Genomic DNA, 12,416 nt, shown 5'->3' with positions numbered 1-12,416 from the left:
CCGGCGGTCCGGTCAGAATTGGGTGATGACCACTCCGCCGCCCGAACCGAACTGCTCCACCGTGATCCCGCCAGGGGGACCGGACTGCTGGATCGACCAGCTATTATTATCGCCGAATTGCTTAAGAACGGCCTTCTGGTCGCTGTCATTTTGCTCGATCGTGCCGCTATTATCCGAGCCTTGCTGCAGGATCTCGGCCTCGTGGCCGCTGCCGTTCTGGACGATCGCGGCGGCATTGCCGCTGCCGGTCTGGCCGATGGCGGCATAGTTGCGGCGGGTCTGGTCGGCGACGGCGTTCTGGCTGATGCTGGCATTGTTCAGGACGCCCTGCTGCAGGATGCCGGCGAAATTGACGCTGCCCGCGCCGCCCTGCTCGATGGAGGCGGCGTTGCCGTCGCCGGTCTGCGAAATCAGCCCCTCATTGGCGAGGTCGGCGCCGGACTGATCGACTTGCGCCTGGTTGCCCGTGCCCGCCTGATAGGTGCCGGCAAGGTTTCTGCCGGCGGCGCCGGTGCCGTCCTGCGCGATCGCCGCCGCATTGCCGCTGCCCGACTGGAACGCCCGGGCGCTGTTGAGCCGGAGAGTCCCCTGCTGCGCGATTTCGGCGATCTGATCGGTGCCGATCTGTTCGATCGAAGAGATGTTCTCGGCGGCGCCGGCCGGGCTGGGCACGGCGGCGGCAAGAACGGAGATCACGAGGAGCGAAGGCTTGCTGGTCATGCGCATGCACCCTTCCTGCCGAAGTCGGCTTCGTTCGTTCACCCTGGAGCGGGATGAGGTAAAATGGTCATCCCGCTCGAAATTTAAGAACGAGATCACCGTCCACGATTTTAGATCGATCCAACCCAAAATCATCATGATCTAGGCCCAGCCGGCCCGGAGGCCGGCTGGGATTGGCTGGTCTGCCGCTTAATGCTGGTTGACCGTCGCGGTCAGGCCGCTGCCATTTTGGCCGACGCCGGCGACATTGAAATTGGCGTCGCCGCCCTGGGTGACCGTGGCGACGTTCAGGCCGCCAGTGCCGAACTGATGGATCTCGGCGCTGTTCGAGGTACCGACGCCATCCTGAGTCAGAGTGGCCTCGTTCTCGATGCCGTCCTGGCCGATAAAGCCATAATTGGTGCTGCCATCACCGCCCTGGCTGATTTCGCCGGTATTGTCGGAATTGTTCTGCTTGATGTGAGCTTCCTGCACATTGTCGGTGCCGCCCTGGGTGACGGTGGCAAGCAGGTTGTCGCCCACGCCGAACAGGCCCTGATCGATATTGGAGACGCTGGTATTGCCGCTGCCTTCCTGGGTCGCGGTGGCCACCAGATTCGCGCCGATCTGATCGATATTCGACGTGTTGGTGTTTCCGTCGGCCAGAGCGGGCGTTGCGGCAAGCATAGCGAAAAGAGAAACTGCAACAAAATTCTTCATATCATTCTCCATTAATTTAAGGGAGGCACGCTGTGCATCCCGGGGGTGAGGGCATTGTTGCCCTTCTAGTTCGAGAAGCAGCGACATTCAGTCCAGATCCGGAATGTCTCTGCCTCCCCTTTCTTCGCCAGAAGGCGAGAAACCGGTCGCGTTCGGCGCGTTGGCGCCGGGGTCAATTGCTGGTGACCGCATGTTCGAATCTTTCCTTCACCGTGACGGGGGTGGTGGCCCATCCTCCACCGGGCATGCGCCTTTCGCGGCGCGCGGAACCGCTGCCGCCGGGCGCGTCGCGCGGGCGCGGCTCAAGGCTGGAGATCGATGGCTTCCATGATCCGCCCCCGCTCGCCGCCGGCGCCGCGCCGGGAGCGGCCGGGGCCAGCGGTTCCTTGGCCGCCGAGGCGGCAGGCGGCGGGGCCGAACCGCCGGGGCCGGCGACCGGGCCGCTGCCCGTCGCCGCCGTCGCCGCTGGAGCGGCCGGGGCGGCGCCCTCCTTGCCGGCGGTCTTCACCGGCGCCGGGGTGGCGGTTGCAGCCGTGGCGACCTTGGCGTTGGCGGTCGCCGGATTGCCGTTGCTGGCGAATTGGCGCGCCTCGTACTGCTCCGACTTATATTCATGGATCAGCCTTGCCTGACTGGCGGCATCGGCGAAGGACCAGACATCGGTCTCGGCGCCTTCGATGAGGATGGCGTAGACCGCCTTCTCGATCGCCTGCTGCACGGCAAGCTGCTCCGGCTCGTTCTTGGTGAAGCCGGCCTCGCCCTCGAGGATCTTGTCGACGGCGATGAATTTGAACACGCCGCCCTGCAGGCCGTAGGAGGCGATGGTCTTATGCGTGGTGACCGAGCCCACCACCTGCCCGGTCTTGGTGCTGACCGCCCGCAGATAGATGGTGATGGTGTCCAGCCGGTATTTCAGGTCGCCGCCGATGCCCAACAGCCGGGCGCCGAGACCGCCGGTCTGGATGTTGCTGTCGAAGCCGATGATGCCGCCCTCGAAGATGATGCCGGCAAAGAGCAGAGGCGGCAGCGCATTGGGATCGATCCGGGTCTCGCCGAGATAGGTCATCCGCATCTGCGTGATGATCTTGCGTTCCTTCAAGAGGTTGTCGATCTTCTCCCGCTCGACGACGGTGAACCAGCTCCCCTGCCCGACATCTTGCAGCGCCTTGATCAGGATCGAGGTGGCGCCCTGGGTGACGGCCTTGGAGAGGGTCTGCGTGGTCTCGGACGGTTTGAACTGCCCGGTCTGATCGGCATAATTGTAGACGGCCACCACGACTTTGCGGGACGGGGGCGGCAGCTCGCGCAGGCTCAGATTCGCCTCGGTGAGGGGATTCATAACCGGCGGCAGAATGCCCGCCGAGAGCGTTTCCTCGGCGATATCCTGGGTGCTACAGCCCGCCAGCCCCAAGACAAGGGCGGCGGCCATCCCCAATTGGCCAAGCTTTGTCATCCGTTGCATCTGCTGCCTTGCCTTGTAAGACCTTCACGCCGATAGAACTCGATCCGGGCCCGAACGCGATCGACTCGCGGACAGGACGGCGAAATCTGCCTGCGCAGGGCTATTCCGTGGACAAGGTCGGGATAGTGATGTTGGTGACCTTTCCCGTACTGAAATCGGTAACGGTCATCTGAATTTGCGTGCCGGTATTGATAAAGGTGATCTGCTGGTTGTCGAACACGATCGTACCGCTGGGCTGGGCATCCTCGCCGAAGATCGCATCGGCCACCTGGCCGGCGAGAGAGGAATAGAGCCGCGATTGCAGCATGGCGATGAAGCGCTCGGACGTGCTTTGCGAGGACGATGATTCCTCGTGTTCCTTGAACTGCTTCTGAGCGGTCGCCAGGTTCAGGAGATGGGCGGAGTTGAAGGGTTCGCCGCCGAATGACGGATTGATCGGCCTATAGATCAGGTCCGCAACGGACGTGTCGCAGGACAACAAGACAAGAACACCCGCAAGAATAAATTCCCGCCTCATGGTCGAAATCTCCAGAAATCAAATTCATACAAATCTTTACAAGTCTAAAGAGACGTCTAATGACGATTGAAAATGTCAATTCCCGTTGATCGCGACATTTTTTTCTCTTTTTTGCGATATTCGGTGTTCGGAGCAGATTCGGTAAATTCTCGAGCTCCGGCGTACTGAGCGCGTCAAATGCCGAACATCACGATGTCCGGTTGCATGGATCATCGATTACCAGCGGACGTGGAACCGGTCAATTGCAACCTGCCGCCACGTTAACAGGTTGATCACTATCTGTGATTGAAATGCATCAGTCGCGCGGTCCGGCGGCCCGGGAGGCCGGCGTCAGACATGCGCCATCACGATGATGAGCAGCACGATCAGCATGTTGATCTGCTCGGAAACCGAGGCGTAGCCGAGCGGGATGCGGCGCTGATATTCGCGCACGATCCGCGTCTGCGGCTGCGGCATGACGATGGGCGCATCGCCGGGACGCCCTCTGATCCAGCGCCAGAGGAAGGCCAGGCCGTAGCGGCCCCAGCGCAGCACCGCGAGCGAGCCGTGGCCGAAGCTGCGGTAACGCAGCACGAAGGCGAGCCAGACGGCGATGCAGATCCAGAGCAGCGTCGACAGGAGGTCGCTGAGGATGAACCAGATCAATCCCCAGAGAATGCCGACAATGAAGCTGACGATCGTCCAGAGGACGCTAAGGACATCGGTCATCGGCGGCGTTTCCTGAATGTTGGGAGGCTTGACGCCTTCCTCGTATTTAGGGTCGGATTGCGCAAGCCTCTATCCGGAAATTGCCGGGACCGGATTAAAATTCAGCCATGGCCTCAGATGCGCTCGCCCACATGCACGGCCACGGTTTCGGCCGGTTTCGCGGCCGGGGGCGGCGGGATGAAGGGCAGGATCATCTGCTCGAGCCGGGCAAGGCTTTCCGGATCGGAGAGCAGCGCCGCCTTCTCGTTCGGCTTCAAAAGGCGCAGCAATTCCGGCAGATCGGCGGAAATCTCCAGCTTGGCGCGGCCGACGGCGAGGCTCGGCGAAATGCGCGCCTCGCGGGTAACGGGCTGAAGCTCGATGAGCTGGCGATGCAGATGGCGCAATTGCGGGTCGCCGGCAAGCTGCGAGATCGCCTCGTGTTTGGAGAAGTCCAGCGCCAGCATTTCGGAATGCTTGCGCGCGGACAAAAGGATGGCGGGCGGGCGGCGTTCTTCGGCGATGGCGAAGATGCCGAGATATTTGAAGCGTTCGCCCCATTTGCGCGTCGCCGACGCCGCCGAAAGCGGGCCGGACAAGGCAAGGCCGAGCGTCGCCGGCAGCAGCCAGAGGAAGAGCGGCAGCGAGGCCATGAAGGTGAAGATGCCGAGCGCGGTGCCGATGGTCATGTGCAAGAGGTGATAGCGCACCACCCAGCTCATCGGCAGCGAGCCGTCATCGCGCCGCTGCGGGTTCCAGCCGCTGTCGCGGCCGCGCAAAATGTCGAAGATGGCAGCCGACTGCACCATCATCATGACATGGGCGAACAGCGAGGACAGCACCGTCTCCATGACGACGCTGCTGCCGAGGCCCCAGATGCCGCCGAAGCCGCGCCGCTTCTCGCCGCTGAACAGCGCCAGCACCAGCCCGAACAGTTTTGGCAAAAGCAGCAGCGCCAGCGTCCAGAACAAGAGGCTCATGGCGCGCTCGCTGTCCTGCATCGGCCAGGTCGGGAACAGCGTCTGGTCGCCACCGAAATAGATCGGCTTGGCGGTGAGCTGCTGGATGGTCAGCAGGAGCGCGGTGATGAGGAAGAGCAGCCAGATCAGCGCCGACAGATAGGCCATGATGCCCATGCCCAGATGCACCCGGCTCATCGGCCGAAGGCCCTTGGCGCCGATGATGCGGCTGTGCTGGAGATTGCCCTGGCACCAGCGGCGGTCGCGGGTGGCGAAGTCGATGAGGCTCGGCGGGATCTCCTCGTAGGAGCCCTTGATCTCGGGCGCCATGCAGACACGCCAGCCCTGGCGGCACATCAGCGCGGCCTCGACGAAATCATGGCTGAGGATCTGGCCGCCGAAGGGCGGCGAGCCGGGCAGATGCGGCAGTCCGGCCGATTCCATGAAGGCGCGGACGCGAATGATGGCGTTGTGTCCCCAGAAATTGCCGGTGCCGCGATGCCAGAAGGCAAGGCCGGAGGCCATGATCGGGCCGTAGAGGCCGCCGGCGAATTGCTGCATCCGGGCGAACAGCGTGTTGCGCCCGATGGTGACGGGGACGGTCTGGATCAGCCCGGCCTCGGGCTTCTTGTCCATGATATGGGCAAGCTGCACGATCGAGGCGCCGGTCATCAGGCTGTCGGCGTCGAGCACGATCATATAGTCGTAGGCCGGGCCCCAGCGGCGGCACCAGTCGGCGATGTTGCCGGCTTTCTTGCCGGTATTGGCGGCGCGGCGGCGGTAATAGAGGCGCGGGCCGTTGCCGGGACGGGCACGGGCAGCCTTGAAGGCGGCCTCCTCATGCACCCAGATGTCGGGGTCGGTGGTGTCGGAGACGATGAAGACGTCGAAACTCTCGCCGTGGCCGGAGGTCTCCAGTTCCTTCATGGTGGCGAGCGCCATGCCGAAGATGCGCTCCGGCGCCTCATTATAGGTGCAGACCAGAATGGCGGTGCGCCCCTCGGGCAGGTGCTTGGCCTCCTCCTCGCTGACCATGCTGACAATGGATGGCTTTATGCCGAACAGCACGACGAGGAAACCCGACAGCGCCGTCATGAAGGAAAGCGACAGCCAGGCGATGTTGAGGACGAACAGGCCGATCAGCACGATTTCGAGCGCGGCGAAACCGCCGACGCTGAGCACATGGATCAGTTCGCTGGTGAGATAGGCGGTGAGCAGGACCATGCCCGCGAACACGAAGATGCGGCGGAAGACGCCGTTCACGTCGGGCCGGACCTTGCGCCGGCTCGCCTGATCGAAGCGCCAGAGATCTTGCTGTGGGAACCTCTCGCCGGATTTTTCAGCCGGTAGAGGCGCCGCAAATGCCGTATTCATGTCTTGCATCGGGTTGAGCCTTAAGCTGTCCAGCGATAGATCCAGGTTTCGGAAATCGCTTGGCCGTTCTGCTTCAGCTCACAGCGAACATCCGTTTGCTCAACCCTCCCAGGCCGAAACTCGAACGTGACGCGCTGCCCTCCCGTCGCCGCATTAAACCGCACGGCGACATTTCTTATTTCGCCGTCACCGGCGCGTACATCGGCCGAGAATGGCGGCACATTACAGCCATTGCATGAACCGGCGCTGACAAAGTCGATCACGAAGAGCCGCACGTCGGGCGATCCGCGCGACCCGACACGGGTCTGCACGGCTTCAGCCCTCGTGCTGCGGACGGGCGGCTCCCAGCCCCAATGCAGGCGATAGCGGAAATAATGGCTAGCGATTTCAGCAAGAGGCGACTTGGGCCGCCAGAACGCGACGATATTATCATAGATCTCGCTTCGCGTGGGCAATTCGATCAGGTCGATGGCGCCTTCTCCCCAGTCGCCGACGGGCTCGACCCAGACGCTCGGACGGTCGCCGAACCGGGCGTCGATATCCTGGTAATCGTAGAAGGCGCGGCTGCGCTGCAGGAGGCCAAAGCCCTTCGGCGCGCGGTCGGAGAAAGCCGAATATTGCAGCCGCTCCGGATTGACCAGCGGACGCCAGATCCACTCGCCGGCGCCGTTCCAGATCTGCAGCCCCTCCGAGCTATGCACATTCGGGCGGTAGTCGTCCGGCCGGGTTGAATCGGCCGAGCCGAAGAAATACATGCTCGTCAAAGGAGCGATGCCGACATGGGTCAGCACTTTGCGCGGGAACAGCGTGCACTCGATGTCCATGACGGTGAAGCGGCCCGGCTCGGCGCGGAATTTATAGACGCCGGTGAGGCTCGGTCCGTCGAGCAGCGCATAGATGAGGAGCTGGCGTTCGCCCTCGGCGGGCTTCTTGATCCAGAGCGCGCGGAAGGCGGGGAATTCCTCGCCCGAGGCCTGTGCCGTGTTGATGCTGATGCCGCGCGCGGAGATGCCGAAAGCCTGGCCGGTGGCGACGGCGCGGAAATAGCTGGCGCCCTGGATCGACAGGAACGGGTCCATCGATTCCTGGCGGTGTACCGGGGCGTGGACCCGCAGGCCCGAGAAGCCGGCCTGGGAATCGGCGGGCGGCGTCGCGAGCGGCGCGCCGAAATCGAACAGGCCCGGCGAATATCTGAACGGCCGCGCATTGCCGCCGTCGATCAGGAACATGTCGACCGGCACCTTATACTGGAAGCCGGTATGGTAAAATTGCAGGTCGAAGGTGAAGGGGTCGTCCTTCCAGACCGCGGCGTCCGGCTTGTACTGGATGGCGCCATAGCGCTGCTGGTCCAGATCGGCCAGTTCGGACGGCAGGTTGAGCTCAGGCTCCTGAAAGGGCTGGCGGGCGAGATTTTCCGCCTTGGTGAACAGCCACTGCTCGGAAAACGGGGTCTCCTCGCCCGGGGCGGCCGGCTGCACCGCCGGCGCTTCGCCAGGCTGCGCGGTCACGCCTTCCGAGGAAAGCCCGTTGGCAAGCGAAAAGGCGCTCGCAAGCTTGATGAAGTTGCGACGATTCATCGACCCTCGGCTCACCCGGTTTCGGAAGCCGCCCCAATGTAAAAAAGATTGGCACCCGACAATAGTGCAACTCGGCCACGGGCAGCGTACTTCCCCCAGAACCCGCGGCCAGATTGCTCGTAGAGGTCATCAGACCTTTCGTCTTTTTTAGGCGAATTTGAGGCGTCTGCACACCGCAAAACACCATATTCCCGCCGGACTTTAGCGCGGCCTGTTAATGGCTGCATCCTGCGCCTCCCGAAAAGCGGAAATTTAACGGCACTTCCAACGGCCCTAGACCCTCGCGCTTTTGCTTCGCCACCTTGGCGCGCTGCACACAGCTTCTACACGTCCTCAAAAAACTGTGAGGCAATGTTTGTTCCGGCCGCGCCAATTTTATGATCTAAACTCATAATCGAACCGCGACGCCGTTCGATGCGTTGATCTTGCGGCCCGTGCCTTTGGCGGTGCCCCTCGCGGCCGTCACCGATATTGCCGCTGACTTCAGCCACCGCCTGACCCGGAGATTGTTCGCAGCGTGACCACCTTGATGCTATTCCCTGCGATGATGCAACTGGCTGGAAAGCGAAGAGTTCCGGCCGTTCTTCTTTATCTCTTCACGTTGCTCGCGGCCATGAGCATGAGGCCGCAGGCGGAGGACGCTTTCGCGAAGGCGGGCCCTCCCAAGCCGCCTCTCGTGCAGGCTGATTTGATTGCGGATAAAGCCGCCGTCCGCCCCGGCGAAACGGTGACGGTGGCGCTGCGGCAGCGTATCAAGCCGGGCTGGCACACCTACTGGACCAATCCCGGCGACAGCGGCGAGCCGACCCGCATCGACTGGGCGCTGCCCGAAGGCGTCACCGCCGGTCCGATCCAATGGCCGACGCCCGGCGCCATTCCGGTCGGCCCGCTGGTCAATTTCGGCTATTCCGGCGATATCCTTCTGCTCTCCGACATCACGATTCCGGCCTCCGCGACCGGCAGCTCGGTCGATCTGGCGGCAGACGCAAAATGGCTGGTTTGCGAACAAATCTGTGTTCCCGAAGAGGCAGCTTTGCGGCTAAGCCTGCCGCTCGTCGGCGAGACGGTTTCGGTCCGCCCCTCCCCCAATGCCGCCGCCATCGCCGCCGCGCGGAAAGCCCTTCCCGAGCCCGCGCCCTGGCCGGCCAGTTTCGATGCGCGCGGCACGCCGCTGACGCTGAAAATCGCCAATGCCGCCGCGCAGGTGCCGGCGGGCGCGACGGTGCGCTTCTTCCCGCTCGAATGGGGCAAGATTGACCATGCCGCGCCGCAAGCCGCCAGCGTCTCCGGCGACGACCTGATCCTGCGGCTGGCACCGGGCGAAGCCAGCAAGGCGGCTCAGTCCGCGCCCCTGGGCGGCGTGCTGTCCATCGAGACGCGCGGCGCAGGCGGCGAGATCGAACGGCGCGGCTTCGGCATCAACGCCTCGCCGGCGGAATTCGCCGCCAGCGCGGCGGATGAATCGCCGCTCGCCGGCACCGGACCGCCGGCTCAGGGCGAGGCCCCGCCTGCCTTCTCGCTGGCGCTGGCGCTCGGCTTTGCCTTTCTCGGCGGCCTGATCCTCAATCTGATGCCTTGCGTCTTTCCCGTCCTGTCGCTGAAGGCCCTGTCCCTCGCGCGCGACGCGGAGAATAGAGAGACGCGCCGCGCCAAGGCGCTGGTCTATCTGGCAGGCGTCGTCACCAGCTTCATCGCCATCGCTGCCGTCATCGTCGCCATCCGCGCGGGCGGCGGCGCCATCGGCTGGGGCATGCAGTTCCAATCGCCGACCTTCGTCTTGGCGATGATGGCGCTGTTCCTGGCCATGGCGCTAAAACTGTCCGGCGTCTTCACCATCGGCCACAGCATCGCCGGGCTTGGCGACGGGCTGACCCGCAGCGAGGGCCTTGCCGGAGAATTCTTCACCGGCGTGCTGGCGACCATCGTCGCGACGCCCTGCACCGCGCCCTTCATGGGCGCCGCCATCGGCTATGCCTTCGTGCAGCCCGCGCCGACCATCTTCGCCGTGCTGTTCACGCTCGGCCTCGGCTTCGCGGCGCCGATCGTGCTGCTCAGCCTCTCCCCCGCGCTCGGCCGCTGGCTGCCGCGCCCCGGCGCCTGGATGGAGACCTTCAAGCAGCTCATGGCCTTCCCGCTCTACGCGACCGCCGGCTGGCTGCTCTGGGTCATCAGCGTGCAGCAGGGCAGCGACGGCGTGATGGCGGGCATTGTCGCGCTGATCGGCGTCGCCTTCGCGGCGTGGCTCTATGGCCGCTCGCACGAAGAGGCGAACTGGCGCGGCATCGCCGCCGCGCTGATCGCCATCGGCGCCATCGGCCTCGGCGTCATCAGCCTGCCCGAGGCGGGCCAGCGGCAGACCTCCGCATCCGCGCTCGGCGGGGAGAGTGCCGGACCGCGCGCCGAGCCCTTCACCCAGGCGCGCCTCGCCGAGCTGACCGGCCAGAACAAGCCGGTCTTCGTCAACCTGACCGCCGCCTGGTGCATCACCTGCAAGGTCAATGAGCGCGTCGCCCTGCGCTCCGACCGCATCGCCGAAGCTTTCGCCGCGAGCGGCATCGCCTATCTCGTCGGCGACTGGACCAATGGCGACCCGGAAATCACCGCGCTTCTGAGGACTCACGGCCGCGTCGGCGTCCCGCTCTATCTTCTCTATTCCGGCGCGCCGGGGTCCGCGCCCGAAATCCTCCCGCAATTGCTGACGGAATCGATGATTCTGAACCGGCTTGCGGCCCTCGCCACCCCCAACAAGCAAGCCAAAGGAGACCTTTGACCATGTTGCTGGCCAGACGGAACATTCTCGCAATCGGCGCCGCCCTCGCGCTCGGCAGCGTCACCGGATTTGCAACCGGCGCCTCGGCCAAACCCGAAATCGGCAAGCCCGCGCCCGATTTCAGCGCGGTCGACACCAAGGGCAAGACAGTCGCGCTCAGCGCCTTGCGCGGCAAGACCGTGGTGCTCGAATGGACCAATGCCGATTGCCCCTATGTCCGCAAGCATTATGGCGCGGGCAACATGCAGAAGCTCCAGGGCGAAGCCGCCGCCGAAGGCGTGGTCTGGCTGTCGCTGATCTCCTCCGCGCCCGGCGAGCAGGGCCATGTCTCGCCCGCCGAGGCCGACCAGCTCACCGCCAGCCGCCATGCCGAGCCCGCCAGTGTCCTGCTCGATGAGAAGGGCAAGATCGGCCGCGCCTATGACGCGCGCACCACGCCGCATATGTTCGTCATCAATGGCGACGGCACGCTGGTCTATATGGGCGGCATCGACGACAAGCCGACCACCAGCCAGACCGACATCCAGGGCGCGACCAACTATGTCCGCCTGGCGCTCGACGCAGTGAAATCCGGCAAGCCGGTCGCCACGCCGGTTTCGCGCCCCTATGGCTGCTCGGTCAAATACAGCCCGCAGGACGAGCGCTCCTAGTCGCACAGCTCCGGCCTACTCCCTCTCCTACATGGAGAGGGAGTCATCCCTCTCGCCGCCTCGGCCGGCCTCCGCCTTGCGGAGAGTACTTATGGCAGCACGGATTTCAGGATTTCGCTCCCCATTCGGCGACGCCCTCGCCATCCCCGCGCGCCGCCGGGGCGAGTCTCGCGTACCGGCATTCGCCGAGATCAGCGCAGACACGCTGCCTCCAATACCAGAAAAATCACATTTCACTACCGAGTAACCTACAGCATTGTGCTGAAGATCATATTCGGCGCTTAGCATATCCCTCGCGACTACTCGCGAGATCCTTCGGCTTCACATTCTACGATAACCAGCAAGTTACGGTGGCCACGCCATTAACCATAGTTTGGGCTCCCCCGTTTTTTACACCCCCTTTTGCGGAGGAGCTGTAATTCCGCAGGCGATGTGGCTACCGCGCCACAGTAGCTTTACCTAGTGGTTTTGCACACAGGGGGTGAACGTCCTATCCCAAAACAGCGCTTCCGGCGAATCGACTAAATCGCCGATTGCATTCATAATCAGGACGGTTGTGTTGCAACATCGGCCTATCCCATATGTATTATGACGTAGCATCGTTAGGAAAAGCGACGCATAAAAGCCGGCAATTTTGCTTTAATGGATGATTACTTATATTAAGAGATCATTGTTACGACAAATCGACGGAATAGATTTTCAAGTCAAGCGCGCCATTCATCTCGGCGCTCACGTCGCAATCTAGCCACCGCCACAGTTCAGCCCGAATGCGTGACAGAAGCGTGATTTTTTAGTTGCGCTCGACTTTTCGGCAACCGGAGCGGGCTTGGGGATGCAGAGCGCAACCCGGATGGCGTTGCGAGGCCCTAGGGGTTTCCTCTTAGATGCAAATGGGCGCCGGGAGATCCCCTGGCCCAAATGAATTGGGGGGCCAACGCCTGCGAAGCTCGACCCCCCAAAACTACCCAACCTGTCGTTTGAAACAGTCGGAGTAACTCCTC

Annotated in this window: 9 protein-coding genes; 2 read left to right on the top strand and 7 right to left on the bottom strand. The window is 63.4% G+C overall.

The window, feature by feature from the left end:
- Nucleotides 1-12 precede the first annotated feature (12 nt).
- From BLEFHOIH_RS12885 to BLEFHOIH_RS12855, 7 genes are all read right to left on the bottom strand, one after another.
- Nucleotides 13-720 carry a hypothetical protein gene (locus tag BLEFHOIH_RS12885; RefSeq protein ID WP_176427228.1) on the bottom strand — a complete coding sequence of 236 codons (708 nt, stop codon included), beginning with the start codon at nucleotides 718-720 and terminating at the stop codon, nucleotides 13-15.
- A gap of 189 nt (nucleotides 721-909) precedes the next feature.
- Nucleotides 910-1,506, bottom strand: coding sequence for a hypothetical protein (locus BLEFHOIH_RS12880; protein WP_125461689.1), 597 nt, complete (start codon nucleotides 1,504-1,506; stop codon nucleotides 910-912).
- An 85-nt stretch (nucleotides 1,507-1,591) separates the two neighbouring features.
- A complete protein-coding gene (locus BLEFHOIH_RS12875; protein ID WP_245296993.1) occupies nucleotides 1,592-2,872 on the bottom strand; it encodes a CsgG/HfaB family protein in 1,281 nt (426 codons plus the stop codon).
- 109 nt (nucleotides 2,873-2,981) lie between these two features.
- Nucleotides 2,982-3,398 (bottom strand): curli assembly protein CsgF, encoded by a 417-nt coding sequence (locus BLEFHOIH_RS12870; protein ID WP_088346035.1) that lies wholly within the window; start codon nucleotides 3,396-3,398, stop codon nucleotides 2,982-2,984.
- Between the two features lie 330 nt (nucleotides 3,399-3,728).
- Nucleotides 3,729-4,106 (bottom strand): hypothetical protein, encoded by a 378-nt coding sequence (locus tag BLEFHOIH_RS12865; protein ID WP_088346033.1) that lies wholly within the window; start codon nucleotides 4,104-4,106, stop codon nucleotides 3,729-3,731.
- A 113-nt stretch (nucleotides 4,107-4,219) separates the two neighbouring features.
- Nucleotides 4,220-6,427 (bottom strand): glucans biosynthesis glucosyltransferase MdoH, encoded by a 2,208-nt coding sequence (mdoH, locus tag BLEFHOIH_RS12860; RefSeq protein WP_088346031.1) that lies wholly within the window; start codon nucleotides 6,425-6,427, stop codon nucleotides 4,220-4,222.
- Between the two features lie 11 nt (nucleotides 6,428-6,438).
- On the bottom strand, nucleotides 6,439-7,995 hold the full coding sequence (locus BLEFHOIH_RS12855) for a glucan biosynthesis protein G (RefSeq protein ID WP_088346029.1): 1,557 nt from the start codon (nucleotides 7,993-7,995) through the stop codon (nucleotides 6,439-6,441).
- A gap of 688 nt (nucleotides 7,996-8,683) precedes the next feature.
- On the opposite strand from BLEFHOIH_RS12855, the gene BLEFHOIH_RS12850 reads away from it, so the two are divergent.
- Together BLEFHOIH_RS12850 and BLEFHOIH_RS12845 are read left to right on the top strand one after the other, a co-directional pair.
- A complete protein-coding gene (locus BLEFHOIH_RS12850) occupies nucleotides 8,684-10,765 on the top strand; it encodes a protein-disulfide reductase DsbD domain-containing protein (protein ID WP_170937138.1) in 2,082 nt (693 codons plus the stop codon).
- Nucleotides 10,766-10,767: 2 nt separating this feature from the next.
- Nucleotides 10,768-11,415: a thioredoxin family protein gene (locus BLEFHOIH_RS12845; protein ID WP_088346025.1), complete on the top strand. Its 648-nt coding sequence runs from the start codon at nucleotides 10,768-10,770 to the stop codon at nucleotides 11,413-11,415.
- The last annotated feature ends 1,001 nt before the right edge of the window (nucleotides 11,416-12,416 follow it).

Origin of the sequence: Rhodomicrobium sp. R_RK_3 (assembly GCF_002198715.1) — a bacterium.
In the GTDB taxonomy this organism is placed as follows: Bacteria; Pseudomonadota; Alphaproteobacteria; order Rhizobiales; family Rhodomicrobiaceae; genus R-RK-3.
This window is presented reverse-complemented; position numbering and strand designations above follow the sequence as displayed.